Genomic DNA, 26,829 nt, shown 5'->3' with positions numbered 1-26,829 from the left:
CGCAGCCCGCTCACGGGGGCCCTCCACACACCGTCGAAGAAGTCCGAGGAAGGAAGAGGTGACCTCGGCATGCCCGGACACAGGACAAAGGGGTTCTGCGCGTCGGCCGCCGCACTCGCACTGTGCGCGCTACTGGCCGGCTGCGGGGGACCCGGGGAGTCGGCCGGCGGCGGCAAGGCCGTGCTGCGCTACACGTGGTGGGGCAACCCCGACCGCGCGGAACGCACCGAACAGGCCGTCGCCCTGTTCGAGAAACGGCACCCGGACATCCGGGTGCAGACCTCGTTCGCGGGCTACGACGCCTACAAGCAGAAGCTCGCCACCCAGGCCGCGGGCGGCGACGCCCCCGACGTGATGCAGCTCGACTACCGCCAGATCGACCAGTACGCCTCCGGCGACGTCCTCCTCGACCTCGCCCGGCAGAAGGACGTCCTGCACACCTCGCAGATCGACACCGGCCTGCTCGCCACCGGCCGCGTCGACGGCACCCAGTACGCCGTCCCGCAGGGCCGCGGCACCGAGACCGTCGTCTACGACGTCACGACGTGGAAGGCGTCCGGCGTGCCGCTCCCGCGCGCGGGCTGGACCTGGGACGACTGGGCCGACGCCGTACGCACGCTGGCGAAGACGACCGGAAAGCCCGGCGCCACCGACCCGGGCCAGAGCGAGGACGCCTTCGAGGTGTGGCTGCGCGGCCAGGGCAAGGCGCTCTACACCAAGGACGGCCGACTCGGCTTCACCGCCGACGACCTGACCCGCTGGTGGACCTTCACCGACGAGCTGCGCCGACAGGGCGCGGTCTCGCCGGCCGAGCAGACCACCCAGCTCGACGGTTCCGTCGAGAACACCCCGCTCGGCCGTGGCAAAGCCGTCAGCGACACCAACTGGGACGCCCCCGCCAGCGGCTTCCTCGCCCTCGTCCCGGACGGCATCGCCCTCGCGCCCATGCCTTCCGGCGAGGACGGCACACCCGGCCAGTACTTCAAGCCGTCCATGTTCCTCGGCGTCTCGGCGAACACCGGCCATCCGAAGGAGGCGGCGCAGCTCGTCGACTTCCTCGTCAACGACAGGGAGGCGGCGAAGATCCTCGGCGCCACCCGCGGCATCCCCGTCAACGAGACGATCCGTCAGGAGCTCGGCCCGCAGCTGAAGGACTTCGACAGGACCATCTCCGACTACCAGGCCTCCCTCGAAGGCACCCTGAAGGACCCGCCCCAGGCCCCGCCCTCCGGCGACAACGCCCTGCAGACCACCTTCCAGCGCGACTACGACCAGGTGTCCTACGAGCGCATGTCACCACGCGAAGCGGCCGAGAACTACCTCACCGAGGCGAAGGCGGAGCTGAGGTCATGACCACCACCGACGTCCCCGCACCCGCACGCCCCCACCGCTCCGCCACCACCCCGAAACGCCGCCCCAAGCGCGAACGCGAGGGCGCCGCCTGGGTGTTCCTGTCGCCCTGGGTCCTCGGCGCGACCGTCCTCACCCTGCTGCCGATGGCCGTGTCGCTGTACCTGTCGTTCACCGACTACAACCTCTTCGACCCACCGCACTGGGTGGGCCTGCGCAACTACACCCAGATGTTCACCGAGGACCCCCGCTACTGGCGCTCGGTGGTGACGACCCTGACGTACGTCGTGATCGCCGTGCCCCTGCAACTGGCGCTCGCGCTCGTCGTCGCCCTCGCCCTGAAGTCCATGAAGCACGGCAAGGGCTTCTACCGCTCCGCGTTCTACGCCCCCTCGCTCCTCGGCGCCTCCATGTCCATCGCCCTCGTCTGGCGCGCGATCTTCAACGACGGCGGCACGGTGGACAACCTGCTCGGCACGGGAGGCTGGGTCAACAAGCCCGGCTGGGCACTGCTGGCGGTGGCCCTGCTGACGGTGTGGCAGTTCGGCGCGCCGATGGTCATCTTCCTCGCGGGCCTGCAGCAGATACCCGCGGAACTGTACGAGGCGGCGGCAGTGGACGGAGCGGGCACATGGCGGCAGTTCGTGTCCGTCACCGTGCCGATGCTCTCCCCGGTGCTCTTCTTCAACCTGGTACTGCAGTCGATTCAGGCGTTCCAGGTGTTCACTCCCGCGTTCGCGGTGAGCGCCGGCAAGGGCGGCCCCGCCGACTCCACCCTCGTCTACACGCTCTATCTCTACGACCGCGGCTTCGTGGCGTCCCACATGGGCTACGCCTCCGCCATGGCCTGGGTGCTGCTGCTCGTCATCGGCGTGGTGACGGCCGTGCTGTTCCGCACCTCGCGTTCCTGGGTCTTCTACGCGTCCGAGGGGGACCGATGACATCGACCACCCTTTCCCGCAGGCCGCTTCGCTGGGGCCGGGTCGCCGTGCACGCGGGCTGCCTGGCCGCGCTGCTGGTGATGCTCTACCCGCTGGTGTGGCTGCTGGCCACCTCGCTCAAGCCGGCCGACGAGGTCATCGCCAGCCTCGATCTCCTGCCCGGTCGCCTGGAGTGGTCGAACTACTCCACCGCCCTGGACGGCGTGAACGACGTGTCGGTGTGGCGACTGCTGTCCAACTCGCTGCTGATCGCGGGCGGCGCGGTCCTGGGCAACGTGGTCAGTTGCTCGCTGGCGGCCTACGCCTTCGCCCGCCTGAGGTTCCGTTTCCGTGGCCCGCTGTTCGCGTTCATGATCGCCACGATCATGCTGCCCCACCACGCGGTGCTGATCCCGCAGTACATCATCTTCAACCAGCTGGGCCTGGTGAACACCTACTGGCCGCTGATCCTGCCGAAGTTCCTGGCCACGGAAGCCTTCTTCGTGTTCCTCATCGTGCAGTTCATGCGGGGCCTGCCGCGTGAACTGGAGGAGGCGGCCCGTATCGACGGCTGCGGCCCCTTCCGCAGCTTCTTCAAGGTGGTCCTGCCGCTGACCCGGCCGGCGCTGGTCACGACGGCGATCTTCACCTTCATCTGGACGTGGAACGACTTCTTCACCCAGCTGATCTACCTCTTCGACCCGGAGAAGTTCACGCTCACGCTGGCGCTGCGGTCCTTCGTGGACGCCTCCAGCACCTCGTCGTTCGGCCCCATGTTCGCGATGTCGGTGATCGCGCTGCTGCCGATCGTGCTGTTCTTCCTCGCCTTCCAGCGGTTCCTGGTGGAGGGCATGGCCAGTTCCGGACTGAAGGGGTGAGCGGGATGCCGACACAGGAGCCGGGTGAGGTCTTCGGCCCACGGATGACCCTGCTCGCCGACGTGCTGACCGTCGGCCTCGCCACAGCCGTGGCCTGTCTGCCGCTGGTGACCGTCCCGGCCGCGCTGTCGAGCGCGTGTGGGGTGCTGCGGGGAGCAGGGGAGGACCGGCCCGCCACTGCCGGGCGGTACTTCAGCGTCCTGTGGCGACGGCTGCGCCCCGGCGACCTGCTGGCGGGGACGATCGTCCTGGCGGGAGCACTGCTGTTCGCGGCGGACCTGGCGCTGGCGGGAGCGGGACTGCCGGGGGCGCCGCTGTTCGCGGTCGTGGCAGCCGCGATCAGTACGGGCGCCCTGGTGGTGGGCCTGAGGGCGTGCGCGCGCCCCGAGTCGCTCACCGACTGGCCCGCCGCTGTCCGCGAGGCGGCCCGCGACACCGTACGGGACACGGGCGGCAGCGCGTTGGTGCTCCTCGCGGCGGCGACGGCCACCCTGTGCGCGTGGATGCTGCTGCCGCTCGCCTTCCTCGCCCCCGGCCCGCTGGCGCTGGCACTGACGGCCGTCGAGGTGCGGCGCTCCACGGTGGCACGGTGAGAGCAGCCGGCGCGCCGGACTCGGTGCGCCGGCTGATCCCGCACGGCCAGGACGCCGGTCCGCAGCTGGTGCACCGAGGCCGCGTCGGAGCGGTACGGCCTGCCGGTCCGCCCGGCGAAGCAGGGGCGCCTTGCCGGGCGGATTCCCGACGACCACAAGGTCGTTCAGCCTCGACGAGACGACAGCCGGTCTGACTGCACTGTGACCCCCACTGGACCGACAACACCGACAACCTCGAAAGGCTGGTCGGGGGTAAACCCCCGTGCACACAGGCCGGTTGGCAGGATGTAAGCGACGGGCCAGGCAGGCGAAGCTCGTTCCCATGACGAAGATCAAGCGAAACGCCGCCCTGCTCGCCGCCTCAGCCGCCGTCCTCAGCCTCGCCGTACCGCTCACCACCGCGACCGCTTCGACGACCGACGCTCCCAAGCCGCCGCCCCTCGACTGGACCACGTGCCAAGGGGAAGGGCTCGACCCCCGGCAGGAGTGCGCCACTGTCGAGGTGCCGATGGACTACGCCGCCCCGCACGGCAAGAAGATCACCCTCGCGGTCTCCCGCATCCCCGCCGAAAACCCCGAGGCGCGCCGCGGCGCCCTGCTGATGATCCCCGGCGGACCCGGTGGCGGCAGCCTCAACGACCCGTCGGGCAAGGAACAGAAGCTGCCGCAGGAGGTACGGGACGCCTACGACCTGATCGGCTTCGACCCGCGCGGCTATGGCCGCTCCACTCCGGTCACCTGCGGTCTGGAACACGGTGACCTCGCCCTGACCAAGCTCCGGCCCTGGCCCGCCCCGGACGGCTCCGTCACGGAGAACATGGCCACGGCGCAGCGCATGGCGGACGCCTGCGCCCGCAACGGCGGCGAGCTGATGCGGCACATCAGCACCGCCAACGAGGCCCGCGATCTCGACCGCATCCGCGCGGCACTCGGCGAACGGAAGATCTCCGCGTGGGGCGTCTCGTACGGAACGTATGTCGGCGCCGTCTACAACCAGCTGTTCCCGCACCGCACCGACCGCATCGTGCTCGACAGCAACGACGACCCCGATCACACGCGGGTCGCCCGCGGCTGGCTCGCCGCGTACGAGACCGGCGCCGAGGACAACTTCCCCGAGTTCGCCAAGTGGGCTTCGGCACCGGGCAATCCCGACCGACTGGCCGAGAAGGCCGCCGAGGTGCGCCCGCTCTTCCTCCGCCTCGCCGCACGCCTCGACCGCGAGCCGATTCCCTGGCCCGGCGCCAACCCGGAGGAGCTCAACGGCAACGTGCTGCGTCAGACCATGCTGGACAGCCTCTACGACCCCGACAGGTACCCCGCGCTGGCCCGGCTGATCCTGTCCGCCCGGAAGGGCACGGTGCCGCCCGCGCCCCAGGGACCGCCCGAGGCGGTCCTGCAGAACGTCGTCGCGGTCGGCGCCGCCACCATGTGCAACGACGTCACCTGGCCCGAGTCGCCGGCCGTGTACCAGAAGGGTGTCGCCGAGAGCCGCGCCAAGTACCCGCTGACCGCCGGGATGCCGAGGAACGCGATGGTGTGCGCCGCCTGGCCGTACCAGCCCCAGGAGCCCGCGATACGGATCACCGACCGTGGCCCGTCGACCGTCCTGCTCGTCCAGAACGAGCGCGACGTGGCCACTCCCCTCAGCGGCGCTCTGAAGCTCCGCGCCGCCCTCGGCAGGCGCGCCGTCATGGTGACCGTCGACTCCACCGGCCACGACGCCTACCTCGCCAACGGCAACGCCTGCGGCGACCGGACGGTGTCCCACTTTCTGACGACGGGGGAGCGACCGGCCCGGGACCTCTACTGCGACTCCGGCTCAGGCGGCGCGCAGGACGCCGGGTAAGAGACCGGCACCACCGAGTCCTCCGGGCTCGCCCACCTCAGGGCGGCCCGGACACAGGCTGCTGCCGGAGGCTGATCCCGGCCCCGGCAGCGGCCTCAGCGGTAGTCGTTCTCCTTGAGCTCGATCACCCACGCGCGACGCTCGCAGATCTTCCCGTCACGCATGCGGAACACCTCGGCCATCGACATGCGCATCACCTCCCCCGTCTCGCGCTTCACCGTTCCGGTGAGTTCTGCCATGACCACATCGCCCTCCTCGACCATGCGCACGACCTCCAGCTGCGGCGGCGGGACGAAGCCCGGGCCTTCGATGGCGGCGTCGTACGCCTCCTTGCCGGTCAGGTGGAAGCCGCCGAAGACGGTCCACTCGATGTCGTCGGTCAGGCAGCTCAGGATCTGCGTGTGGTCGTTCTTCCGGAAGCCGTCCAGGTAGGTCTCGATGGTCTGCTTGTTCCGGGACATGGTTCCCGCTCCTCTCCCCTGTGCACTGCTCCATGTGCACTTCGCCATCACTCGGACGTCGACGACAACGCCCTGTCCGCAGGGCCGGCAACCGGCCGCAGGCTGCGGGAACAGCCGGCGGCTGCCGAGAGCCCGCACGCTCACCGCTCCACCTCCGTCCAGAGGCGCCCCACCGCTCAGCGGCACGTGTCACTCTGCAAGGATCCGCCCATGGACCGCGCGGATGCCCTCAATGGACTCGACGACCGCCCCTGGGCGGACCTGCACCACGCCTTCGGAGCAGCCGAGGACCTCCCCACCGTCCTGCGGTCCCTTGCGGGCGACGACCCGGAGGCCGCGGACGAGGCGTTGGACGAGCTCTACGAGAGCATCCTCCACCAGGGCACCGTCTACGCGGCCACGGCCGAGGCGGTGCCTTTCCTGGCGCGTCTGGCGATGGCCGGACACAGACCCGCCGATCTCCTCGTCCTGCTCGGCGGCATAGCCGAGAGCGGCGACGAGCACGAGGTCGCACCGGGCGCCTGCCGCGCGGCGGTGGCCACACAGCTTCCGGCGATTCTGGGTCTGACGGGCGCCGAGGAGGCGCAGGTACGGCGGGCCGCCGTCTGGGCGGCCGGGCACACCGCTGCCCCCGCTGAGGCGTGGCCCGCGCTGGAGCGGCGTTGGGAGGAGGAGCACGACGAGGGCGTACGGGCGGAGCTGGTGACCGCGTTGGTCCGGCTCGACGCGGCGCGCGGCACCGCCGCGGCCGTGGCCTGTCTTGGCCCACAGGCTCCGGCCCGGCTGCGTGTCACCGCTGTCCTTGCCTGTCTGGCGGCGGGAGTTGCGTGGGACGCCGCCCAGCACCAGGCGGTGCTCGGCGCACTCCCGGCCGACGGCCTGGTCTCCGAGTTCGAGGAGTGCGAGCCGCTGCAGGCCGTGGTCGCCGCCCTGCTGCGCCGCGACACGGACGAGGACCGGGAGGCCGCCTTCGCGCTGCTCGAGGACGCCCTGCGGATTCCGGCGCGGGACGTACGGGCCGAAGCCGTGTGGGCGGCGGACCACGCGTGCCGGGTGTCCCGCTCCGCCCCGGCCCGGCTGCTGCCCTCGCTGCTCCCGCTTCTCGACGATCCGGAGTCGGCACACGGCGTGGTGGCGCTGCTCGGCAAGGTCGCGGAGCAGGCGGGTACGGGTGCCGCGGCGCTGGCCCGGCTCGCCTCCGCGGACGGTGACGTGGCGGATCACGCCCTCGCGGCGCTCGCGACGGCTGCTCCCGACCTCGCAGTCCCGCTGCTCGCCGAACACCTGCCGCAGCGCCCCCGGGCCCTGGCCACCGCCTCCGGAGCCCGCGCCCACGGCAAGGCCGCGAGCATCCCTCTCCCGTACGATGCCGCGCTGCTCGACGCGGTCCGACAGCGCCTCGCCGAGCAGGGGCCGAGCGGGAACGAGCCGATCCATCTCGCACTGCTCCTCGCCTCCTGGGGCCGACAGGCCGCCCCCGCCGTTCCCGAACTGCTCGACGCTCTGCCCCGGATTCCGCTCGCCGGCCCCATCGCCCTGGCGGCCGTCTGCCCCGTGGACGGCGAACTCCGGACGCGTACGGAGGACCACCTGCGCGAAGCGGCCCTGCGGGGTCCCGAGGACGGACGTCTGTCCGCAGCGCGTGCCCTGCACGAGCTGACCGGCGACACCGGGCCCCTCCTCACTGTCATCCGGGCCGAACTCGCCGGCGACGGCCGCCGTCTGCGGGAGGCGGCACGGCTGATCGGCACGCTCGGGGAGGCCGCCGGGGAGCTTGAACCCGACGTGCGCGCCGCCCTGCGAGAGCGGCCCGAGGGCCGGTCCTTGCCCCGGGCGGATGCCGACGCGGAACTGGCCGCCGCGCTGTGGGACATCACCGGCGACGCCGCCACAGCCGTTCAGGTGCTCGACGCCGTCATCAGAGCCGACAGCGGTCCCTGGACCCGCTGGACGGCCCTGCGGGCGGCCCGCCTCGCGGCCCGGATGGGCCCCGCGGCGCGGCCCCTGCGCCCGGCTCTGGAACAGCTCCTCGCCACACCCCTGCACGCGCCGGCCGCTGTCCTCGCGCTACTGGCCGCGCTTCCCGAGGAGGACCTGCGCGGCCCGCTCGACCGCACTGCCCTGGCCGGCCCGGTCCTGGACGCGGCGGAGAGCGACATCGACGCCGACAACGCCTTCGAGGCGCTGGCCGCCCTGGGCCCCGCCGCCCTCACCGACGAGCACCTGCACCGGCTCACGGCCCTGGCCAACCGGGACCGGCGAGTCGTCACCGGGGGCATCGAGGACCAGATCATCCGCAACGACGAACACCTGGCGGCCCGGGCCCGCGCGACACTGTCGACCCTGACGAGTCACCCGCCCCTGGCCCCGTGACGCTCTGCATGGTCCGCTGCGACTTCTCCTCCCGCGGAGCACCATGCGCATCGTGCCGTACCCCTTGGACGCGGCGCAGGTGCCGCGTCCAAGGGGTAGGGCACCGTTTCCGCGGCGCCGTTTTTTCCGGGGGCCGGCGGGCAGGGTGGGTTGGTCGGTGAGTTTCGGCTCTGGCACAGCTTTTGTGGTCGAGTTCTGGAGTGGCTCACACCGATAGCCTCGGCCGCGTGATCGATGAAGCAACCCAGTGGCGTCGGTTCGCTGCGCTCCTGCCACCCGCTGACGCCGCGGGGATTGTGGACTGCTGGGACATCGGGGAGCAGGAAGCCGGACTGGACCGGCTCGTTGCCGGCCTTCTGGAACATCAGGTGCCGATCAGCGATACCGTGCGGGCCGAGATCGCTGTGGCGGCCGAGGTCTGGGGCATACGGACGGCGCTCGCTCCCGGCCTCGGCCGATGCCTCGGCGACCACCGGGAGGACACTGGTCTGAGGTTGATCGAGCATGCCGACACCGTCCCGTTGCCCGGCTCCTCGGTCGGCACCGACACGGCACTGGCTGATCTCTTGGTTGTCCCGTGGATTGCCTGTACACGTTGCGGCCGAGTGCTCGCACGTGCGCACAACCGGGAGCCGTGGGGTGACCTGTCCTACCATGCAAGGCACTATGTGCTGTTCGTCCCCGGGCGGAGCACCTCGACGGCGCTGTTCGCTACCGACTCAGCATGGGGCGCCTTGACGGAGTTGCGCATGTCCTGCGTCCAGGCATAGGCACCTGTTTCAGGGTCAATGCGCTGTAAACGCGGTGATCAGCTTGCCGAACTGACGCAGACTCAGCCCGGTGAACGGGGCTGTCCAGGAAGGCTCCGACGCCGTGATCACACCAGTCACGGACAGATCGTTTCACGCGCTGTCCCGTTACGGAGGCGGGAGGAAAGCCCTGGCCGTCCGTGGCTGAACGAGCCACATGCGGGCTGGGTCAATCGAGGTGCCGCGCCTTCAGGCGGCTGGGTAACGTGAACCGCGTGTCGAGTGAGGAAGTGATGCAGGACGGTGCCCATCGTCGGGTGGTGCGGATCGGCGACACTGTCCGCAGGCCCGTCCAGCCGTGGACACCCACCGTCCATGCGTTGCTGCGGCACCTGGCGGAGGTTGGCTTTGCCTATGCGCCGCAGCCGCTGGGAATCGACGACGAGGGGCGTGAGGTCCTTACCTACATCGAGGGTGACTCCGGTCCTTCGGGCTGGGCCAAGGTCGTGGACGGCCAAGGTCTGAGGAACTTCGCCCGGCTGTTGCGCGACTACCACGATGCCTGCAGGAGCTTTTCGCCTCCGCCGGGCGCGAGCTGGTCCACGGACGCAGGCAGCCCAGGCGACGACGAGGTCATCTGCCATGGGGACTTCGGTCCCTGGAACGTCGTCTGGCAGGGTAACCAGCCGATGGGAATCATCGACTGGGACTTCGCCCGCCCGGCACCACGCATGCACGACGTGGCCTACGCCCTGGAGTACGTTGCCCCGTTCCGCAACGATGCAGATTGCCTGCGCTGGCTGCAGTACCCGGCGCCGCCCGACCGCCGTTCGCGGCTGGAGGACTTCTGCAGCGCGTACGGCCTCGACTCGGCCGCGGGGATCGTCGACGCCGTCATCGCCGGACAACAAGACAATGCCGACCTCGTGCGCCGGCTGGCTGAGCAGGGGCACGAGCCCCAGGCCACCTGGGCTGCCGATGGGTTCCTGACCGAACTCGACAACAGGATCGACTGGAGCAAGGCGCACCGGCATCTGTTCGAGTAGCCAATCCGCCTGTCGCCCGGCCTTCTGGCGGCCAGCGCGCAGCGAACCTGACCGTGCCGGCCTCTGTCCAGTCGCGCAGCCTGCGCCAGGCCGTCACTCCAGAGCAGCCCGCAGTCTCCCCGGGAACGTCCCGCCAGGCCACACCGGTCCGCAGCACATACATCACGCCGGCGAGCGCTGCCCGGTCGGGAACGCGCAACCGCCCCGGATGGCGGCGGCGCCGCTCGGGAGCAGGTGGCAGCAGCGGAGCAACCCGCTCCCACAGGTCGTCAGGAACAAGATCAGCACGCACCCCCGACACCCTGCCGATCACGGTCGTCGAGCACGGGCCCACAGCGCAACACGGGCTGAAACGCTCCGTGAGTCGGCCGGCGTGACGCCACTGACCCAGCTCATCAGTTCAGGTAGAAGCCCTCGTCCTCTTCGTTTGGCTCCAGCGGTGCAAACTGCCGCAGTTCATTGCCGCGGATCATCCACATGCGGAAGAACCCTTCCTCCTGGTCCATCATCAAGAGCTGGACCAGGTTCGGCTCTCGCCATGGCGTCTCGAACACCCGCTGTTTGAGGGCGTCGAGATCGGCATGGTTCAAGGCGCCCGCCCACACCTCGCACTCGGGCTGCTTCCAGCCGCCCCACTGGTTGGACTCAGCGCTGGTGAGCAGCTTCAGGAACCCCACCCCACGGGTCTCCGGTTGAGCACGACGAGGGGCTTCCGTACGCAACCACTCGCTCAATGCCTCCACATTTGCGTTGTCGGCCATGTCAACCGAGATCATCACGTTCGCCACCCAACTCATAGCGATCGTTGTACTGGAACGGGCAGCTTCCCGCTAACACTTTCCGAGCAGGAGGCTTCAAGCAGCCGGAGATGCCGCGTCAGCTCCTCCGCCGCCTGCGGATCCCATTCTGAAACGACCAGTACGACAGGGCGTGCGATGTCGACGGCAGCGTCGATACGGCTCTCGCGTCCGTCGTCCGGGAGGAGACGGTGACATGGGACGTGCCGGGCCCGGTGGTGCTGATGGACTCAGCCTGGCCGGGGGACGAGGCGCATGAGGACGAATGCTTGCGGGTCGAGATGGCGGCGGGACGCTACCGGGTGCAAGCGGCGCAGGTAACACCCGGACCGCACACCACGTTTGGCCTGGTCCAGCTCGTCGCGGTGACGTGCTTCGTAGTCAGGGGAGAGCCGGCGGTGGTGCATGAGTCAGCCGAAGGTCCGCTCAAGAGCCTGGTGACGGGCGGGTTGGTGACGGCGATCTGTGACAGCAGGTGGATGCCACCGGTGTCGTCGGAGACGCTGGCGGCAGTGACCCACACGGCCAGCAGAAGTCCCAGGGTGTCCACGCCGACATGGCGCTTGCGGCCCGCCATTTTCTTTCCGGCACCGATGTTTTGGCCGGCGGCGGCCACGTTGGCGAAGGTCATGATGCTCTGTGCGTGCAAGACGCATGCACTCGGCTCGGCGTTGCGACCTTCGCCGCGCGCACGAGACGACGCAGGATCCCATTGAGCTGGTGGGGTGGCCACGAAGCGCCGCAAGGAGTTCCGCTTCAACAAGCCCGAGACGCGGAGAAAGCCGGACGCAGCCAGGGCGCAGGTCACCGACCGACAGGGGACCGCCCGCGCGATGGCCTGGCCCCGCATCCACCCCCGGCTGACCACCCGCTCCGCGTGGATCGACCACGACTGCGAACTCGAACCCGTCGGGCTGCGTGCGCTCAAGCGGTCGGAGCGCGCCGCCGTCAGCGTCGACGAACAACTGCGAGGCGTCCTCGACCCCGGCGACTGGATCGGTGTGTACGCGGCGCCGCGTCGGCTGCGAGCGGTTCGGCCGGGGCGTATGGATTCCTACGGCCTGCTCGCTGAACCTCTGGGCTTGCTCAAGGAAGGCTTGAAGCAGGTATGCCTCCGGGCACCCTCGAAAGCAGCCGGTGCGAAGGCCCGGCGGTTACGGGGGGAGAGATCATGCTGATGACGCTCGTTCTGGTGGGCGCGGCCGTGCTGGGCCTCGTCACCTGGTCCACGTGGATGCTCCGGCGGGCCTGGCGGCGGGCATGGGCGGATCTGGGCCGGCAGGCATCCGTCGGCAGCGTCGGCAGTGGTGGCGCCGGGCGTGGCAACAGGGTCTGGTCGCCGGGGAGCGCGGGAGCAGCGAGGAGTGCCGGTGGCGGGTCGTTCAGCGACTCGTCCTGGTACGTCATGGGGGGCACCTCGTACGACGGCGCGTCGAACAGTTCCTCGTGCGGCAGCGGTTCGTCGTCGTCCTGTGACAGTGGCTCGTCGTCGAGCGGAAGTTCTTCCTCGTGCGGGAGCTCCTCTTCATGCAGCAGCAGCTCATCGTCCTGCGGCAGTTCCTGCTGAGGCAGCAATCAGGTGTCGATCGTGGCCTGGCCGACGCCGAATCGCCGGGCGACTGGTGGACTCTGACACCCCCTCACCTGCAGGCCGGGCGAAGGACCGCAGGGTGGAACTGGGTGAACCGGCGGCAGCACGGGTCGCTTCGCCGGACTGCTGGTACTTGGTGATCCGCCGCGGGTGGTCGGCTCTTCCCCGACGGGCGGATGCTCGTCGGCGGGAACGGCCATGGCGGTTCCCGCGGACGAGACACGATGACCCTGTAAGGGTGATCAGGCGGGGGCTGGGGCGAGGATCGTGTGGGCTGTGCGGTGGGCGATCTTCCAGTGCCCGTTGTCGAGCCGGTAGTGGTCGTTCAGTTCGACGAGGTGTCCGGCGTTCGCGGCCGGATAGAGGGCAGGGCCCTCGCCGTCGGGGGTGGGTCCGCCGTAGGCGATCAGGGAGACGGTGCCCTGTGCGGTTCTGTCCCCGATGCTGTGGAAGTGCTGGTTCGTGACGAGATGACGGACCGTCACCTCGGGACCGGAACGAGCGTGGAGCACGTCCAGGATCTCGGCATGACCGCGCAGCTTGCGTCCACGCACCTCGTACAAGGCGTCGGGGGCAGAACAGTTGGAGCAGTTCGTCGTGCTCGTGGCGGTCGTAGGGGTGGAAGAAGGCCGTGTTCAGCCGGGCCAGCGACCAGGCCGCGGCATCCTCGGGAGTCACGCCTTCTCCTCCTTCCGGGTGATGGTGTCCGGGCTGGTGCGGGTCTTGAGGACGAAGTCGAACTCCATCGTGCGGTACGGGCCCTGGAAACCGTGTCCGGCTATGTCCTCGGGGTCCTCGTGCAACGCGGTGTCCGCCTGCAGGGCGGGGTGGGCCAGCTTCGAGCCCACGAAGTCGACCGGGATGACCGGGTCCCCCTTGAAGTAGATCTCCCCGAACCAGGGGGTGACCAGGTCGGGGTGGTGGACCTCGTAGTGGATGTGGGCCGGACGGTAGAGGCTGCGGCCGAGAGCCGCGGCGGCCTCGACGACGCTGTCGATCTCCATGGCGTAGGCATCGGCGTAGGCGACGGGGGTGACGGTGGTGAAGGCGTAGCGGCCGTCGTCGTCCGTGAACAGGTGCCCACGCAGGTTGTACTTGGGCACTCCGTCGTCGTACAGACCGGAGTAGTTGCCGTTGTTGGCCGCGTGGTAGATCTCCAGCTTGGCGCCCGAAAGCGGCTGACCGTTCCCGTCCAGAACACGGCCGGACACGACCAGCGGGACACCGGGCTCGTCCGGCCGCATCGGCAGGACGCCAGGGTTGTCGATACGCGGGGAGCCAGGGATGACGGTGGGGCTCTTGACATCCTCGGAGGGGGTGTAGCCGTCCCGGCCGCCCTGGAAGAGCTCGCCGTACAGGGGCATGGCGACCAACGCGAGGGGGGCGCCGGTGGCCTTCTGGAGCTGCTGGAACAGCTCGGTGACGGCGTTGATGTCGTCGAAGGTCAGCCCTTCCTCGTCGCGGAGGCGGGCCAGCGCGTCCTTGAACGCCTCGACGAGACGTACCGTGCGGGGGTTGATCAGCGCCGGGTCGACGTAGGACGGATCGGTGGTCGTGGTCATTCCGGTCTACTCCTTCATGGTGGGGGGGATCACTGAGGGCGGGCAGGCGCCTGGGGGGTGAGGGGAGTCGGAGGGGCACGGGCGCGTAAGCCGGTGGCGGAGGTCATCACGCCGCGGTCACTTCGGGCGGCGGGGCGGGTTCCCTGCGGATGGCGGGGGCGACTTCGGTGGCGAGGAGTCCGGCGGGTTGGTTGGCGGTCGGCCTGGGGTTGCACCGCTGGGTCCGCTGGGCCCGCAGACGCCTCAGCAACTGGTCGGGGGCGCGCCGAGCCGACCGTATGGCGGAAAGCGCGAGAGAGCAGGTGGCCGCCGTGGCGGGGACGGCGCCGGCTCATGGTTTCGCCAGTTCGGCGCGGATCTGGGGGAGGACTTTCGTGCCGAGGAGTTCGATGGCGCGCAGGCATTCGCGCTGCGGCATACCGCCGACGTCCATCTGAAGGATCTGGCGGGTGTGGCCGAGGAGTCCGTGCAGGTGGAGGATGCGGTCGGCGATCTCGTCGGGGCTGCCGACGAAGACCATGCCGTCGGGTCCGAGGGCCGCGGCGCGGTCGGCGCGGGACGGGGCGGGACGACCCACTTCGGCTGAGCCCTCGGCCATCATGCGGTGCTCGTAGTCCAGATACGTCGACCGGGCCTGGGTGCCGAACTCGGCGACGAACCCGTGCACGGCGACCGCGATCGCGGCCTGCTCGGCGGGGTGACCGGCCTCGTCCCAGGCGTCGCGGTAGGCGTGCCCGTAACGCGCCCAGTGCTCGGGGGTGCCGCCCAGGACGCCGAGGAACATCGGCAACCCGAGCTCGACGGCGCGGTACACCGAATCCGGGCTGCCCCCGGTGCCCAGCCTCAGAACTGGGGAACCCATTCCAGTTAGATAGAATGCGGGCATGACTTCTTCCGCAGTTCCCGGCGACACCTCGGACCAGCAGCCCGGAGCGGGACTGCGCGCCGACGCCGAACGCAACCGCTGCCGCATCCTGGCCGCCGCCCGCAGCCTCTATGCCCGCGCCGGACTCGGCGTGTCCATGGCCTCCATCGCCCGCGAGGCCGGCGTCGGCCAAGCCACCCTCTCCCGCCGCTTCCCCACCAAGGACGACCTCGTCGCCGCCGTCTTCGCCGAACGCATGGACGCCTACGCCGCCGCCGTCACCGCCGCCCTGGACGATCCCGACCCCTGGCACGGTTTCACCGGCTACCTCCACGCCATCTGCGCCATGCAGGCCGCCGACCGCGGCTTCGCCGACGTCCTCACCATGGCCTTCCCCACGGCCAAGACCCTGGAGGCCCGCCGCGCCGAGGCGTACGACCGGCTGCTCGAACTCATCGCCCGCGCCAAGAACACCGGGCACCTGCGCGACGACTTCACCCACCAGGACGTCGTCATCCTGCTCATCGCCAACGCCGGCGTCATCGCCGCCGCCGGTGATGACGCCCCCGACGCCTGGCGCCGCCTCGTCGGCCACATGATCCGCTCCTACGCCGCCCCCGACGCACCGATCCCCGAGCTGCCCGAAGCCCCCAGGCCCACTGCCCTCTACCGCGCCATGGTCCGCCTCTCACGAACCGGCCCGGGCACCGCCTAGGGTGGCGGCCTTGGCCCGTGGTACGCGTCCATGCCATGGCGGGCGTCCGCCGACAACGGGCGACCGCCCTGCTCCGCCCGCGCGCAGGCTATGGCGCCGTAGCCCCACGGGCCGACTCCGTCGCCACTTCCCTCGCCGCCGCGGCATCGCCGCCGTCCTCACTACCAACGGCAGCGGCATGCAGACCCAGTGCGTCGCCGTCGACCGGTCCACCAACATCGGCACCGTCGAGAAGTAACCCTCGCCCCCGCCCCGTCCCTGCGGCCCCGCCCGAATCTCTCGGGCGGGGCCGGGCCGTCCGCCGGTGTGGACGCGGCGGCAGCTGATAGACGGCATACGGTGGCGGGCCCGCACCGGCGCCCCCTGGCGCGACGTGCCGGAACGCTACGACCCTTGGCACTGCGTCTACGACCTGTTCCGACGTTGGGTACGACAAGCTCGCCGTCCGCTACGAGGCGACCGTGCTGGTCGCAGTCCTCAACGAGTGGCTGTGACCAGCACAGACCCGATATGTCCTAGCCGTCGATGTCGAGCACCGTGCCGTACAGCCGGTCCACATTCAGCCGGATGACCACCCGGCGTTCGGCAACCAGCTCCTCCAGGAACGCGGCTTCGTCCTTGGGCCTCCCGGCCTTCGGGATCATCCCGAGCAGTTCCCGCCCGACCGCGTCCCCAGGAACAGTCGTACTCTCAGAGACCACGGTCTGCCCTTCGGCGACGGCAAACGACCACACGTCGCCGCCCGACACGTGCAGCGCCGCACGTGGATCGCGCCGCAGATGCTGGACTTTGATCCGGTCGGCCGTGGTCGAGAACCGCAAAATGCGGGCTCCGGGGTCCCAGCTGTACGCCATGGTTGTCAGGTGGGGATGGCCGCTGCGCTTGATGGTGGCGAGCGTGCCGAACTGCTGCTGGCCAAGCAAGGTAGAGAGGGCTTCGTCGGATAGTGAGCGAGGCGCTGGTCGTTGACTCATGAAGTGATCAACATCCCTTGCCGGTCAGCTATTTCATTGGACTCGATAAGCCCAACGCCCTCTTTCGCAACAGGCCCTAGCCGCGAGACCCGGTGTGCAAGACAGCGAACAGCCCCCGCGAGCGAGTGCCATCCGGCATGTCCCAGGAGCCGGCGACGTGGCCAGTCGCTTGCGGTGGCAGGAGAGGCGCGTTGTCCGGGGCGGGGCGCAGGACCCGGTGCAAGCGGAGTGTCGTGCCATGCGGAGCAGGCAGCTCAGTGCCCTCTTGGTCGTCGGTGGCACTGGTGGTGAAGTCCGTGGGGGTAAATCCGTCACCGATGTAGGAGCGGGTGACCTCCCGGTCGGGGATGTCGCTGGTGTTTTGGTCCTGGGCCTGGACCCGGCCCTCGATCAGGGCCAGCAACTGGGCAACCAGCACCGGGTCGTGGCAGCCGTCGTAGGCCCAGCGTCGCCCCAGCACTCCGTGCTCCATGGTGCCGACGAGGGCGTGCTCCGCCCCGTCGAGCGGGGCGCCGCGATAGGTGAGCGGCACCAGGTAGGTGGCGGGGGCAGTGCCGGAGGTGTCGGTGACCACCATGAACTCGATCCCGACCTCACCCTGCGGGTCGTCCAGCCGGAAGCCGCCGGCCTTGGCCAATTCTGGTTCGCCCGCGCCGCCGACGTACCACGGTCGGGAGGGCAGCCAGGAGGTGAGCAGTTCCAGCTTGGTCGGCTTGAGAGCAGTGTGGTGGATGACGGCCATACTGAGGGTTCTCTTCCGTTGAGCGGATACGACCTTCACACCTTCCCATCTGCGCGGCGCTGACGGAGCGGTTCTTGATCCGACAAGATCCAGCAGCTCGACAAGCGCGGTGGGGCACCGGCTGCCTTCCTGACGTCCCCTCATCCTTCGCGGGCCGAAACAGCACCGGCGTCGAAGTGACCGGCGTCCGGGCGGACAGTCGCTGCGTCAACGAGGACCGGACCGTTCCCACACCAGGCACAAGTCTGGTCAAGAGCGGCGGCGCCCGGGCGGAAGGCGGGGTCGGCACCGGCGAAGACGCCACCGCCACTCCGCCGCCGCGAAAGACGTCCTCTTCCTCGTCGTCCTGCCCCTGCGGTGGGCCGTTGAGAGGTCGCCGGCGTGGACCCTGCACGCACGTCGGCATGGCCGGGACTACGAACGGCTCGTCCAGCACTCCAAGAGCTTGATCACCCCGCCAGGCGAGACGATCCCGGACAAGCAGCGAACTGCGGACAGCGTGCGCCGACATGCCGCGCATGGCGTAATGAGCCGTTCAGATGTGCTTCCCAGGTCACGTTGTGCAGAGGCGGTGACCGGGACAGGGGCAGGAACGAGGTGGCGAGCGGGGCCATGGGCGAGGAGATCCCGGAGGACCGGTCGGAGGGTTTTGGTGAGCGACTGCTCGGCCTGTTGCTGGACAGGGCGCGGTATTTGCCGCCGCAGCTGATCGCCCCGCTGGTCGCGGAGGAGGTGGGCAGGGTAGGAGGTCGTGACGTCTCTATCCTGCTCCAGGACTACGCGCAGGAACTGCTGGTGCCGCTGCCGGGCAGGAAGCTGCACGTCAGCCAGCCCGAGCCGGTGATCGACTCCCCCGCCGGGCGGTCCTTCCTGCGCGGGGAGGTCGTCGAGGTGGCGCAGGCCCGCGGCGGCGTCCGGATGTACCTGCCGCTGCTGGACGGCAGCGACCAGGTGGGCGTGATGGCCCTCACCCTGGACGCCGTCGGTGAGGACGACCGGAGGCTGCTGAGCCGGCTTGCCGGCCTGGTCGCCGACCTGCTGGTCACCAAGAACGCCTACACCGACCAGTTCTTCCAGGCCCGGCGCCGGGAGCCGATGAGCGTGTCCGCAGAGATCCAGTGGACCCTGCTGCCGCCGCTGTCGATGTCCGTGCCGCAGGTCGAGGTGGCCGGCATCCTGGAGCCCGCCTACCGCGTCGCCGGCGACAGCTTCGACTACGCACTCAACGACAACATCCTGCACGTCGCCCTGATCGACGCGATGGGCCACGGCCTGGACGCCGCCACGATGGCGACCGTGGCCATCGGCGCCTACCGGCATGCTCGGCGCGTGTTCATCGGCCTGGCCGAGAAGTACGCCTTCATGGACGACGCCATCTCCCGGCAGTTCGGCCCCGACCACTTCGTCACGGCACAGCTGATGCACATGAACATCGCCACCGGGGAGATGGAGCTGGTCAACGCGGGCCACCCCGCGCCGCTGCTGATCCGGGACGGCCAGGTCGTCAGGCAGCTGGAGAGCGCAACGACGCTGCCCGTCGGCTTCGGCGGTGAGACGCCCCGGATCAGAGAGCACACGCTCCATCGAGGCGACCGGCTGTTGTACTACACCGACGGCATCATCGAGGAGCACATCGCCGGCGGGGAGCTGTTCGGCGAGGAACGCCTCATCGGCTGCGTCAACCGCCTCGGGGAAGAACCCTCACAGGGGGTGCGGGCGGATCTGCGCCGGCTCTCCCGCATGCTGAAGAACGAACGGGGTGGGCGCACCAGTGACGACGCCACCCTTTTCATGATCGAGTGGCGCGGGGGCGCCGCCGACCACCTTGCGGTTCTTGACTGAGCCTCAAAGACGTTGGCTCCGCGGCAGGCGAACGCGTGGACGGCTTGCTTGTGGTTCTGGCCCTCGGCGCGTTTGCGGTCGTAGTCGGCCCGTGCGGCGGCACAGAACCCGATGCTGGCCGGCCACCTCGACAAGGCCGGCCTCCGACTGCCCGGGCTGACAGGTGCACAACTGGTCATCGCCGCAGCCTCACCGTCGCGGTCATCCGTGCTTCCGCGGTGATTGTGGCACTGCTGGCCGTCGTCCATGTCGCCCTGGCCATCAGCTCGTTCGCCGGCCTCAGACTGGCCGGAGTCCGCGGCAACCGTTCAGCGATCATCATCAGCGCCCACGTGTGGGCCACGATGACCACAGGACACCTCGTGGACTCCACCCCCGGCCCGTGGGAGGCCGTCCTGTGGGTGGCCGTACAGTTCGCCGCCACGACCGGCGCCTCGCTCCTGCAAGCCAGGCTCATGCCCGCCGGCACACAGCCCAGGGAGCGGTCCTCTTGACCCGGCGCCCGGTGAAGATCCTCGTGCTGCGCGCTGTGACGTGGCCGCTCCTCGTCACACTCAATGTCGTCGCCCGTGTGTGGACACTCCTTGGCTCGACCAGCCGCCGCAGAGCCCGCCGCCTCGCAGCCAGTGACACCGCCCGGCAGGCTCGGCAGGATGCCGAGGCCCGGCTGCGTGCCATCGCCGACGCCTATGCGGGGAGCACGCCGCTGGTGTTGCGTCTCCTGGTCGTCGAGGACCACTACACCCGCGGTACGGCCAGCTTGGATCTGTTCACTTCGCTGAGGCCCGCCTATCGGGTGTCCTGCTGGATGCGCCTGACGGCTTACTACAGTTCCCCGCTGCCGCCGGCCGAGACCATCACCCGGATCCTCGACGCGGGGGAGCAGGCCCTGTCCGGTATCCCCTTCACCCACGACATCGCCCACGAGGACAGCGGCGAACTGGCCCATGCAGGACACACCCTCACTGGGATCAGCCGGGCTCGCCGTTTCCCGAGCCCGAACAACCGGCGAACGCCTACCGGTTCGTGTGCGAGCCCCCGGCAGCGAGCGTGGGCGGTATCCGCCGCCGGTACGGCACGGTGTTCGCGCTGACCCTGTCGCCGGACTGCTACTACCGCATCGCACGATGACCAGATCTCACAGGGCCGTGTGGGGGGGACGGTCGCCACCATGGTCGTGTGAGCCGTCTCCGCACGTTCCTCCTGGTACCGCGTCAAGACGCAAATCACTGGCGAGTCCGGGCCGGCACAGACGAACATGGAACGCATGAGTGACCAACCCGCACGATGGAGCAGGGCAACCGTCTACCCCGACATGTGGGCTGACCCGGACGACGACCCCCGCAACAGCGAAGGCGTCAGCCCGGACGGCGAGCTTGCGACGCTGCAGGACTTCCTGACGAACTACCGCATGACCCTACGAATGAAGTGCGAGGGCCTGGATGCGGAGCAACTGGCCCGTCGGTCCGTTGCGCCGTCGACGATGTCGCTGCTCGGCCTGCTTCGGCACCTCGCCGAGGTGGAACGGGACTGGCGCAACTGGATCAGCGACGATGATCCGCTGCCGAAGCTGTACGGCGAGGGTGACGCGGACTTCGACGGAGCTGTCGCCGAGCAGGCCGAGGTCGACGCGGCGTACTCCGCTCTGGAGCGCGAGCAGACCGCTACCGACGCCGCGCTGGCCGAGCACCCGGATCTGGGCGAGCGCCTGGGGAAGGACGGGATCGCAGTTCGGGAGCTGATGGTGCACAGGATCGAGGAGTATGCCCGTCACTGCGGGCACGCCGACCTGTTGCGCGAGTGCATCGACGGACGGGTGGGCCAGTGATGAGGGCCGGGGGTTACATCCGCGGCCGGAGGCGTATGCAGGATTGCGGTGAACGACAATTCGGCTCCGACGCCCTCACAGTCCAGCCAGACCTGCACGGTGTGGACCGGCTCGACGGCGTACAGGTCGAGACAGTCAGCCGCTGACTCGCAAGCCGTCCATGCGCCGGGCCGGGCTTCCCCACAGCCGGAGGGCGAGGTGATGGATCCCTCACGGATCCCCTGCGCAAAGGAGTGGACCGGCCACCTCACCAGAGCCGATCGTGGGCGGCATGAACGATCACCGCATGACACCTGTGGACCCTGCCGGTTCCGTCGAACCCACCCCCGCCCACGGCCCCCCCGTACTGTGCGTGGATCGCCAAGGTCGAGCGCAGCCGCGGGATTGCGAGGGGCCATGAGTGACGTGCCTGTGGGTGAGGAGGCCGGCGAGGTACGCCGTTTCTGGGGCCGGCTCGGTCTTCCCGGGCTGGTCGACGTCCACACGCATTTCATGCCCGAGCGCGTCCTGCGCAAAGTCTGGGACTACTTCGACGCGCTCGGACCGATGACCGGTGGGCTGGAGTGGCCGATCACCTACCGGAAGGAGGAGGCGGAACGGACGGCCCTGCTCCGGGTGTTCGGAGTCCGGGCCTTCACCGCGATGCTCTACCCGCACAAGCCGGGCATGGCCCGGTGGCTGAACGGCTGGGCGGCCGACTTCGCCAGCCGCACCCCCGACTGTCTGCACACCGCCACCCTCTACCCCGAGCCCGGCGTCGAGGCATACGTCCGGGAGGCCGTCGAGGCAGGCGCGCGCGTCTTCAAGGCGCATGTGCAGGTGGGGGCGTACGACCCGGCCGACGAACTCCTCGAGCAGGCATGGGGGTTGCTGGCCGAGGCCGGAATTCCTGTGGTGATCCACTGCGGCTCCGGGCCCGCGCCCGGCAAGCACACCGGTCCCGAGCCGATCGCGCAGGTGCTGGCGCGGCATCCCCGGCTGCGGCTGGTCGTCGCGCATATGGGGATGCCCGAGTACGAGGAGTTTCTCGGCCTCGCCGAGCGGTACGGGGAGGTGCGGCTGGACACGACGATGGCGTTCACCGACTTCACCGAGGAGTTCATGCCGTTCCCCAGCCGGGCCCTGCCCCGGCTGGCCGGGCTCGGCGACCGCATCCTGCTCGGCTCCGACTTTCCCAACATTCCCTATCCGTACGTGCACCAGCTCCACGCCCTGGATCGGCTGGGTCTTGGAGAGGAGTGGCTGCGGGCGGTGTGCCACGACAACGCGGCAGGGCTGTTCGGACTGTGAAGAGGCAAGCTGTCGGGGGAGGGAACGCCTGAAGCACGTCCTGCTCTGCCCGTGGCCCAGGCCTGGACACCCCTGTCCACCATGGCACGAGCAGGGCATATGCCGTGGTGACCGCCGGGTCGTGGTGCGAGAGGGGGGCGGTGTGAAGCTTACGAGGGATGTCATCAGCACCGAGGACAACCTCACGTCCGGATACGTCCTCAAGGAGAACAACTGAGCAAAGAACGGTTGAGAGCGAGCCGCTCGCCCCGCATCGAACAGGAACGCCTCCCGCGGCCGGAGGCCGGACCTGCGGGCACCTTTGCCCTGGAGGACGAACCGGCTCCCACCGCCCCGACTCCCAGTGCACGCCCCCCAGCGTCACGCCGCACACTCGCCTGTTCAAGCAGACGCTCGGGTGGACCAAGCCCCGTCTTCGCAGCTCAGCGGCGGCCGACCGGTGGACATGGCTGGTGATCGCCGCCCATACCCAGCTCCGGCTCGCCCGGCCGCTGGCCACCGACCTCCGCAGGCCCCGGGAGAAGCCAGCCGAGCCGAACAAGCTGACGCCCGCCCGCGTCCGCAGGGGTTCAGGAACCTGCGCACGAAGACCGGCCCCCCGGCAGGTGCACCGAAACCATCCTGTCCCGGGCCCGGCCGCCCACCAGGTTCGAAGAACCGTCGCCGGATCAGGGCCTGTCCGGCGGATCACGGGGGAGTCAGACGGGTGGGCCGTGGTGATCTCGATCAGTGGCTGGCGACGCAGCGGGCCGGACGCTAGCCTTCCGGCGTGATCTCCGCTTTTCTCAACACCGCTGAGGTCGCGTCCGGGCTGCTGCGTTCGCCGGTACTGGCCGAGCGTTGGGAGCGGCCGAGCGCGCTGGCCCAGTTTCGGGTCAGTGGCCTGGCTGGGCATCTGGCCCGAGCGGTCTTCAACGTCGAGCGGTGGCTGGCCGAGCCGCCACCGGCGGGCGGGACATCGATTGATGCTGTCGCGTAATTCCTGGCGGGCGCCGGCCCGGAACCGGATCTGGACGGTGCGGTGCCGCGTCGGATCCGCGAGGTGAGCGAACAGGAGGCGGCCGGTGGATCTGCCGCTCTGGCCAAGGAGTTTGACGCTGCGCGCGCCCGCCTCGCAAAGCAGTTGCCGGCCATGCCACTCGACAGGCCTGTCAGCGTGTTCGCCCACGTACTCCCACTCGACCAGTGCCTGCTCACCCGGCTCGTGGAACTCGTTGTCCACCTCGACGACGTAGCCGTCAGCCTGGAGACCCCCACGCCGTCGGTGCCGGCCGAGGCCGCCGACGCGGTCACCACCTGCCTCACCCGCATCGCCGTGGCCCGTCACGGCTTCCTTCCGGTGATCCGCACCCTGGCCCGCCGCGAACGGGCCATCGATCCGATCACGGTGTTCTAGACCCTCTCGGGCGCACGGCAAGCCTGGACAGCCCCTCTCCTACCAGGAGTCCTTCACCTTCCTGGCGAACCGCCCACCGACCAAGCGCGCGGGGGCCGTTCGCACCGTCCGGAGGTTCCGCCCGGCACCTGACACCTCGTGCCGACGCCGTCGACGAAGGCGCGTCAGTGGTGGTGGCCGTGCCGGCCGAGGGTCTCCACGGGGGTCGCGCCGGGGCGGGTCCACTGCGGCACGGGGCGGCTGGTCGAGCCCCAGGTTGCGTTCCCGTCCGCGTCCGAGCGCCAGGACCAGCACGGGCTGCGTCCCTCGGGCCAGCCCTCGGGGTTGTCCTCCCACGCCTCGCCGCGGCCGTAAGGCGTCATGTCGAGCAGGCCCAAGGACCCGTTGACCCGCTCGTTGCCACGGCCCGTCGTGGAGTAGGTGAGGAACACGCGGTCGCCGTCGCGCAGGAAGCAGGTGAGGTAACCCATGTCGCCGCCGACGGGCGCGTCCACGTCGCGCACCGAGTACCAGGGCTGGGTGTAGCCCATGAACTCGACGTAGGCGGCCACCTCGTCCCAACGGCCCGTGGTCAGGACGGCGAACGAGACGCCGCGGGCGTTGAGGTAGACGGCGTCCTTCAGGTGCCAGGCCGTGGTGGTGCAGCCCTCGCACTGCCCCTGGTGCGGCGCGCCGTCGTACCACATGTGCTTGTAGACCACGAGCTCGTCGCGGCCCTGGAACAGGTCCAGGAACGGGACCGGGCCGTCGGCTCCGACGACCTCGACCGTCCCGTCGAACTCCACCATCGGCAGCCGGCGGCGTGCCGCGGCGAGGGCGTCGCCCTCGCGGGTGTGGGCCTTCTCGCGGACCAGAAGCTCGTCACGGGCGGCCTGCCAGGTGGCCAGGTCAACGACGGGCGGGCGGCCGGGCAGCGCGGTGGTCGGGTCATCCGGCGTGGTCGTCATGGTGTCCTCCGTGGTGTCTCGTGCCGGGCAGCGTCGTACGACGACGTCCTACGACGGTCACCAGAACAGACTCGCGACCCGGCCGGAACTCATCGCGGCAGGGGGCGCCCCGAGGTCAGACCTTGAAGATCAAGTTCAGCGGCTGTTTCTGAACCGTTTGGGAAGGGAGCTCGCTCGTCCGGGCCTGCCGCGCAGGCTGAGGACGCGAGGTCCCGACTGCTGCCCCCCTGAGCGCGCAAATCGGCTGATCAGCCGGTCCGGCTTCGAAGCCACAGGGGCCAGAGAGCTCGCGTACTTGGGTCTGTTGCACTTGTGCCGGTGATGGACATGTAATGGCAGGCGCTACGGAAGGAAGCCATGCCCATCGACACCGAGGCTCAGTTCACGGACGTGTACCGGGCTCACTACGAGGACGTGCCGAGTACGACCCGTCAGCGACACCGGCGGGTGTTGAGCCGGGCGGCCTGGCGCGTCAGGTGGTCGCGTTCGGCGAGAGTGGGTGCCTTCTGGGCCGCCTCGGCGTAGAGCCGTGCCGCCGTCGCCAGGTCGCCGTCGCGCTCGTGGAGGTACGCCGCCACCGCGGTGTGGCGGGGCAGTGAGGCGTCCAGCGCCGCGAGCGCCGCCAGGCCGGCGCGCGGTCCGTCGGCCTCGCCGACGGCCACCGCGCGGTTGAGCCGGACGACCGGGCTGTCGGTCAGGCGCGTGAGTTCGTCGTACCACTCGACGATCTGCACCCAGTCGGTCTCCTCGGCGGTGGGCGCGTCGGCGTGGAGTGCCGCGATGGCGGCCTGGGCCTGGAACTCGCCCAGCCGGTCGCGGGCGAGGGCCGCCTGCAGGATCTCGACGCCCTCGGCGATCGAGCCGGTGTCCCACCGGCCGCGGTCCTGCTCGGCGAGCGGCACCAGGCTGCCGTCGGGCGCTGTCCGGGCGGCGCGCCGGGCGTGGTGGAGCAGCATGAGGGCGAGTAGTCCCGCCACCTCGGGGTGGTCGATCGCGGCCGCGAGCTGCCGGGTGAGCCGTATGGCCTCGGCGGCGAGGTCGACGTCGCCGGAGTAGCCCTCGTTGAAGACCAGGTAGAGGACGCGCAGCACGGTGGCGACGTCGCCGGGCTGGTCGAACCGCACGCCGGAGACGGTGCGCTTGGCCCGGCTGATGCGCTGCGCCATGGTCGCCTCGGGCACAAGGTAGGCCTGGGCGATCTGGCGGGTGGTGAGCCCGCCGACGGCGCGCAGGGTGAGCGCGACGGCGGACGACGGCGTCAGCGACGGGTGGGCGCACAGGAAATAGAGCTGGAGCGTGTCGTCCGCCGCGGGCACGGGCCCGGGCGCCGGCTCCTCCTCGACGAGGTCCTCACGTCGGCGGCGGGCGGTGTCCGCGCGGGTCGCGTCGAGGAACTTGCGCCAGGCCACGGTGACCAGCCAGCCCTTCGCATCCCGCGGCGGGTCGGCCGGCCAGACGCGGACCGCCTCGACCAGCGCGTCCTGCACGGCGTCCTCGGCCGCCGCGAAGTCGGCTCCGCGGCGGACGAGGATGGCGAGCACGCTCGGCGTGAGGCTCCTGAGCAGGGCCTCGTTCATCGATGAGGGCACTCCGTGATGGTGGGCTGCGCGGCCAGGAACGGGCGTACCTCGAGCCACTCGTGGATCGGCTTTCCGCCCGCCCCGGGGGCGGCGGACAGTTCCCCGGCCAGCTCGACGGCGCGCTCGTAGCTGTCGACGTCGATCACCATCCAGCCGGCGATGAGGTCCTTGGTCTCCGCGAACGGGCCGTCGGTGACCGGCGGGCGGCCCTCACCGTCGTACCGGACCCACGCCCCCTCGGGGGCGAGCGCCTGACCGCCGACGAACTCGCCGGTCTTCTCGAGCCGGGCCGCGAAGTCGTTCATGTACTGCACGTGCGCCGAGATCTCCTCCGGCGTCCACTGGTCCATGGGGACGTCGTTGACCGGAGCCGGGGCGCCGCGGTAGTGCTTGAGCAGCAGGTACTTGGCCATCGTGGTTCTCCTCGGTCTCGTGCGACCCATTGTGGTCGCGTTCATCCCGGGGACGGAGCCGGATGCGGGTT

General features: G+C 70.0%; 28 protein-coding genes and 7 pseudogenes. 22 read left to right on the top strand and 13 right to left on the bottom strand.

Features of this window, described 5'->3' with window-relative positions:
• The first annotated feature begins 69 nt into the window (after positions 1-69).
• The 5 genes from IE263_RS13610 to IE263_RS13590 all read left to right on the top strand — a co-directional run bounded on the left by IE263_RS13610 (position 70) and on the right by IE263_RS13590 (position 5,587).
• The gene (locus IE263_RS13610) at positions 70-1,353 is read left to right on the top strand and encodes an ABC transporter substrate-binding protein (protein WP_189935884.1); all 1,284 of its coding nucleotides are present in this window, start codon (positions 70-72) and stop codon (positions 1,351-1,353) included.
• Positions 1,350-2,291, top strand: coding sequence for a carbohydrate ABC transporter permease (locus IE263_RS13605; RefSeq protein WP_189935881.1), 942 nt, complete (start codon positions 1,350-1,352; stop codon positions 2,289-2,291). Before IE263_RS13610 ends, IE263_RS13605 begins: the two co-directional genes overlap by 4 nt.
• A complete protein-coding gene (locus IE263_RS13600) occupies positions 2,288-3,148 on the top strand; it encodes a carbohydrate ABC transporter permease (protein ID WP_189935878.1) in 861 nt (286 codons plus the stop codon). The genes IE263_RS13605 and IE263_RS13600 overlap by 4 nt, the downstream gene beginning before the upstream one ends.
• 5 nt (positions 3,149-3,153) lie before the next feature.
• Positions 3,154-3,741, top strand: coding sequence for a hypothetical protein (locus IE263_RS13595; protein WP_189935876.1), 588 nt, complete (start codon positions 3,154-3,156; stop codon positions 3,739-3,741).
• 322 nt (positions 3,742-4,063) lie between these two features.
• Entirely contained in the window at positions 4,064-5,587 is a 1,524-nt protein-coding gene (locus IE263_RS13590; RefSeq protein WP_189935873.1) for an alpha/beta hydrolase, read from the top strand.
• A gap of 95 nt (positions 5,588-5,682) precedes the next feature.
• Here IE263_RS13590 and IE263_RS13585 read toward each other — a convergent pair whose 3' ends face one another.
• Positions 5,683-6,048 carry a nuclear transport factor 2 family protein gene (locus tag IE263_RS13585; protein WP_229910962.1) on the bottom strand — a complete coding sequence of 122 codons (366 nt, stop codon included), beginning with the start codon at positions 6,046-6,048 and terminating at the stop codon, positions 5,683-5,685.
• Between the two features lie 210 nt (positions 6,049-6,258).
• Between IE263_RS13585 and IE263_RS13580 the strand changes: the two genes are divergently transcribed.
• A complete protein-coding gene (locus IE263_RS13580) occupies positions 6,259-8,421 on the top strand; it encodes a HEAT repeat domain-containing protein (RefSeq protein ID WP_189935863.1) in 2,163 nt (720 codons plus the stop codon).
• 227 nt (positions 8,422-8,648) lie between these two features.
• Entirely contained in the window at positions 8,649-9,191 is a 543-nt protein-coding gene (locus IE263_RS13575) for a hypothetical protein (protein WP_189935859.1), read from the top strand.
• A 33-nt stretch (positions 9,192-9,224) separates the two neighbouring features.
• Here IE263_RS13575 and IE263_RS13570 read toward each other — a convergent pair.
• A pseudogene (locus IE263_RS13570) lies at positions 9,225-9,311 on the bottom strand (IS5/IS1182 family transposase); the annotation flags it as partial.
• Between the two features lie 134 nt (positions 9,312-9,445).
• On the opposite strand from IE263_RS13570, the gene IE263_RS13565 reads away from it, so the two are divergent.
• Entirely contained in the window at positions 9,446-10,216 is a 771-nt protein-coding gene (locus tag IE263_RS13565; RefSeq protein ID WP_229910961.1) for an aminoglycoside phosphotransferase family protein, read from the top strand.
• A 28-nt stretch (positions 10,217-10,244) separates the two neighbouring features.
• Here IE263_RS13565 and IE263_RS13560 read toward each other — a convergent pair.
• Positions 10,245-10,508 (bottom strand): annotated as a pseudogene (locus IE263_RS13560) (transposase); the annotation flags it as partial.
• Between the two features lie 103 nt (positions 10,509-10,611).
• Positions 10,612-10,977 (bottom strand): squamosa promoter-binding protein 15, encoded by a 366-nt coding sequence (locus tag IE263_RS13555; protein WP_229910960.1) that lies wholly within the window; start codon positions 10,975-10,977, stop codon positions 10,612-10,614.
• A 227-nt stretch (positions 10,978-11,204) separates the two neighbouring features.
• Between IE263_RS13555 and IE263_RS48475 the strand changes: the two are divergent.
• A pseudogene (locus tag IE263_RS48475) lies at positions 11,205-11,291 on the top strand (hypothetical protein); the annotation flags it as partial.
• A 155-nt stretch (positions 11,292-11,446) separates the two neighbouring features.
• Here IE263_RS48475 and IE263_RS50000 read toward each other — a convergent pair.
• Positions 11,447-11,733: pseudogene (locus tag IE263_RS50000) on the bottom strand (transposase); the annotation flags it as partial.
• Here IE263_RS50000 and IE263_RS49730 point away from each other — a divergent pair.
• From IE263_RS49730 to IE263_RS13530, 3 genes and pseudogenes are all read left to right on the top strand, one after another.
• A pseudogene (locus IE263_RS49730) lies at positions 11,733-11,915 on the top strand (NF041680 family putative transposase); the annotation flags it as partial. The pseudogenes IE263_RS50000 and IE263_RS49730 sit on opposite strands and share 1 nt — an antisense overlap.
• Positions 11,916-12,098: pseudogene (locus IE263_RS49995) on the top strand (NAD(+)/NADH kinase); the annotation flags it as partial.
• 145 nt (positions 12,099-12,243) lie between these two features.
• The gene (locus IE263_RS13530; RefSeq protein WP_189935852.1) at positions 12,244-12,489 is read left to right on the top strand and encodes a hypothetical protein; all 246 of its coding nucleotides are present in this window, start codon (positions 12,244-12,246) and stop codon (positions 12,487-12,489) included.
• A 357-nt stretch (positions 12,490-12,846) separates the two neighbouring features.
• Here the strand turns inward: IE263_RS13530 and IE263_RS13525 are convergent, their stop codons facing one another.
• The 3 genes from IE263_RS13525 to IE263_RS13515 form a co-directional block, all read right to left on the bottom strand.
• Positions 12,847-13,167: a nuclear transport factor 2 family protein gene (locus IE263_RS13525; RefSeq protein ID WP_268256021.1), complete on the bottom strand. Its 321-nt coding sequence runs from the start codon at positions 13,165-13,167 to the stop codon at positions 12,847-12,849.
• Positions 13,168-13,278: 111 nt separating this feature from the next.
• The gene (locus IE263_RS13520; RefSeq protein WP_189935846.1) at positions 13,279-14,166 is read right to left on the bottom strand and encodes a dioxygenase family protein; all 888 of its coding nucleotides are present in this window, start codon (positions 14,164-14,166) and stop codon (positions 13,279-13,281) included.
• A gap of 331 nt (positions 14,167-14,497) precedes the next feature.
• Positions 14,498-15,028, bottom strand: a complete 531-nt coding sequence (locus IE263_RS13515) for an LLM class flavin-dependent oxidoreductase (RefSeq protein ID WP_229910959.1) — start codon at positions 15,026-15,028, stop codon at positions 14,498-14,500.
• A 22-nt stretch (positions 15,029-15,050) separates the two neighbouring features.
• On the opposite strand from IE263_RS13515, the gene IE263_RS13510 reads away from it, so the two are divergent.
• Complete coding sequence (locus IE263_RS13510; protein ID WP_189935842.1) at positions 15,051-15,746, top strand: TetR/AcrR family transcriptional regulator; 696 nt, start codon at positions 15,051-15,053, stop codon at positions 15,744-15,746.
• 274 nt (positions 15,747-16,020) lie between these two features.
• Positions 16,021-16,317, top strand: a complete 297-nt coding sequence (locus IE263_RS49990; RefSeq protein WP_373311979.1) for a transposase — start codon at positions 16,021-16,023, stop codon at positions 16,315-16,317.
• Here IE263_RS49990 and IE263_RS13500 read toward each other — a convergent pair.
• Both IE263_RS13500 and IE263_RS13495 read right to left on the bottom strand, forming a co-directional pair.
• A complete protein-coding gene (locus tag IE263_RS13500; RefSeq protein WP_189935838.1) occupies positions 16,262-16,720 on the bottom strand; it encodes a TIGR03618 family F420-dependent PPOX class oxidoreductase in 459 nt (152 codons plus the stop codon). The two genes, IE263_RS49990 and IE263_RS13500, sit on opposite strands and share 56 nt — an antisense overlap.
• Positions 16,721-16,796: 76 nt before the next feature.
• Positions 16,797-17,462, bottom strand: a complete 666-nt coding sequence (locus tag IE263_RS13495; protein ID WP_189935836.1) for a maltokinase N-terminal cap-like domain-containing protein — start codon at positions 17,460-17,462, stop codon at positions 16,797-16,799.
• 612 nt (positions 17,463-18,074) lie between these two features.
• Here IE263_RS13495 and IE263_RS13485 point away from each other — a divergent pair.
• The 8 genes and pseudogenes from IE263_RS13485 (at position 18,075) to IE263_RS13455 (ending at position 23,818) form a co-directional block, all read left to right on the top strand.
• Positions 18,075-19,304, top strand: coding sequence for a PP2C family protein-serine/threonine phosphatase (locus IE263_RS13485; RefSeq protein ID WP_189935834.1), 1,230 nt, complete (start codon positions 18,075-18,077; stop codon positions 19,302-19,304).
• A gap of 218 nt (positions 19,305-19,522) precedes the next feature.
• Entirely contained in the window at positions 19,523-19,798 is a 276-nt protein-coding gene (locus IE263_RS13480) for a hypothetical protein (RefSeq protein ID WP_189935824.1), read from the top strand.
• Positions 19,795-20,397 carry a hypothetical protein gene (locus IE263_RS13475; protein WP_189935821.1) on the top strand — a complete coding sequence of 201 codons (603 nt, stop codon included), beginning with the start codon at positions 19,795-19,797 and terminating at the stop codon, positions 20,395-20,397. The genes IE263_RS13480 and IE263_RS13475 overlap by 4 nt, the downstream gene beginning before the upstream one ends.
• A 165-nt stretch (positions 20,398-20,562) precedes the next feature.
• Entirely contained in the window at positions 20,563-21,132 is a 570-nt protein-coding gene (locus IE263_RS13470; RefSeq protein WP_189935817.1) for a DinB family protein, read from the top strand.
• Between the two features lie 396 nt (positions 21,133-21,528).
• Positions 21,529-22,422: an amidohydrolase family protein gene (locus IE263_RS13465; protein ID WP_189935812.1), complete on the top strand. Its 894-nt coding sequence runs from the start codon at positions 21,529-21,531 to the stop codon at positions 22,420-22,422.
• A 368-nt stretch (positions 22,423-22,790) separates the two neighbouring features.
• Positions 22,791-23,182, top strand: a pseudogene (locus IE263_RS48460) (hypothetical protein); the annotation flags it as partial.
• Between the two features lie 9 nt (positions 23,183-23,191).
• The gene (locus IE263_RS13460) at positions 23,192-23,401 is read left to right on the top strand and encodes a hypothetical protein (RefSeq protein WP_189935810.1); all 210 of its coding nucleotides are present in this window, start codon (positions 23,192-23,194) and stop codon (positions 23,399-23,401) included.
• A gap of 42 nt (positions 23,402-23,443) precedes the next feature.
• Positions 23,444-23,818: a maleylpyruvate isomerase N-terminal domain-containing protein gene (locus tag IE263_RS13455; protein ID WP_189935807.1), complete on the top strand. Its 375-nt coding sequence runs from the start codon at positions 23,444-23,446 to the stop codon at positions 23,816-23,818.
• 164 nt (positions 23,819-23,982) lie between these two features.
• Here IE263_RS13455 and IE263_RS13450 read toward each other — a convergent pair whose 3' ends face one another.
• The 3 genes from IE263_RS13450 to IE263_RS13440 form a co-directional block, all read right to left on the bottom strand.
• A complete protein-coding gene (locus IE263_RS13450) occupies positions 23,983-24,765 on the bottom strand; it encodes a DUF899 domain-containing protein (RefSeq protein ID WP_189935803.1) in 783 nt (260 codons plus the stop codon).
• 431 nt (positions 24,766-25,196) lie between these two features.
• On the bottom strand, positions 25,197-26,342 hold the full coding sequence (locus IE263_RS13445) for an RNA polymerase sigma factor (RefSeq protein ID WP_189935800.1): 1,146 nt from the start codon (positions 26,340-26,342) through the stop codon (positions 25,197-25,199).
• Positions 26,339-26,758 carry a YciI family protein gene (locus IE263_RS13440; RefSeq protein WP_189935796.1) on the bottom strand — a complete coding sequence of 140 codons (420 nt, stop codon included), beginning with the start codon at positions 26,756-26,758 and terminating at the stop codon, positions 26,339-26,341. Before IE263_RS13440 ends, IE263_RS13445 begins: the two co-directional genes overlap by 4 nt.
• Positions 26,759-26,829 lie beyond the last annotated feature (71 nt).

The organism is Streptomyces aurantiogriseus, from assembly GCF_014649375.1.
GTDB classification, from domain to species: Bacteria; Actinomycetota; Actinomycetes; order Streptomycetales; family Streptomycetaceae; genus Streptomyces; species Streptomyces aurantiogriseus.
The sequence above is the reverse complement of the archived record's forward strand: the minus strand, read 5'-3'. Positions and strand labels throughout refer to the sequence as shown.

Bases quoted from the DNA above. Each gene is read 5' to 3' on its own strand.
- IE263_RS13610 (WP_189935884.1), top strand. From the start codon at position 70: ATGCCCGGACACAGGACAAAGGGGTTCTGCGCGTCGGCCGCCGCACTC.
- IE263_RS13605 (WP_189935881.1), top strand. From the start codon at position 1,350: ATGACCACCACCGACGTCCCCGCACCCGCACGCCCCCACCGCTCCGCC.
- IE263_RS13600 (WP_189935878.1), top strand. From the start codon at position 2,288: ATGACATCGACCACCCTTTCCCGCAGGCCGCTTCGCTGGGGCCGGGTC.
- IE263_RS13595 (WP_189935876.1), top strand. From the start codon at position 3,154: ATGCCGACACAGGAGCCGGGTGAGGTCTTCGGCCCACGGATGACCCTG.
- IE263_RS13590 (WP_189935873.1), top strand. From the start codon at position 4,064: ATGACGAAGATCAAGCGAAACGCCGCCCTGCTCGCCGCCTCAGCCGCC.
- IE263_RS13585 (WP_229910962.1), bottom strand. From the start codon at position 6,048: ATGTCCCGGAACAAGCAGACCATCGAGACCTACCTGGACGGCTTCCGG.
- IE263_RS13580 (WP_189935863.1), top strand. From the start codon at position 6,259: ATGGACCGCGCGGATGCCCTCAATGGACTCGACGACCGCCCCTGGGCG.
- IE263_RS13555 (WP_229910960.1), bottom strand. From the start codon at position 10,977: ATGGCCGACAACGCAAATGTGGAGGCATTGAGCGAGTGGTTGCGTACG.
- IE263_RS13520 (WP_189935846.1), bottom strand. From the start codon at position 14,166: ATGACCACGACCACCGATCCGTCCTACGTCGACCCGGCGCTGATCAAC.
- IE263_RS13515 (WP_229910959.1), bottom strand. From the start codon at position 15,028: ATGGGTTCCCCAGTTCTGAGGCTGGGCACCGGGGGCAGCCCGGATTCG.
- IE263_RS13510 (WP_189935842.1), top strand. From the start codon at position 15,051: ATGACTTCTTCCGCAGTTCCCGGCGACACCTCGGACCAGCAGCCCGGA.
- IE263_RS13500 (WP_189935838.1), bottom strand. From the start codon at position 16,720: ATGAGTCAACGACCAGCGCCTCGCTCACTATCCGACGAAGCCCTCTCT.
- IE263_RS13495 (WP_189935836.1), bottom strand. From the start codon at position 17,462: ATGGCCGTCATCCACCACACTGCTCTCAAGCCGACCAAGCTGGAACTG.
- IE263_RS13485 (WP_189935834.1), top strand. From the start codon at position 18,075: ATGGGCGAGGAGATCCCGGAGGACCGGTCGGAGGGTTTTGGTGAGCGA.
- IE263_RS13470 (WP_189935817.1), top strand. From the start codon at position 20,563: ATGGAACGCATGAGTGACCAACCCGCACGATGGAGCAGGGCAACCGTC.
- IE263_RS13465 (WP_189935812.1), top strand. From the start codon at position 21,529: ATGAGTGACGTGCCTGTGGGTGAGGAGGCCGGCGAGGTACGCCGTTTC.
- IE263_RS13450 (WP_189935803.1), bottom strand. From the start codon at position 24,765: ATGACGACCACGCCGGATGACCCGACCACCGCGCTGCCCGGCCGCCCG.
- IE263_RS13445 (WP_189935800.1), bottom strand. From the start codon at position 26,342: ATGAACGAGGCCCTGCTCAGGAGCCTCACGCCGAGCGTGCTCGCCATC.
- IE263_RS13440 (WP_189935796.1), bottom strand. From the start codon at position 26,758: ATGGCCAAGTACCTGCTGCTCAAGCACTACCGCGGCGCCCCGGCTCCG.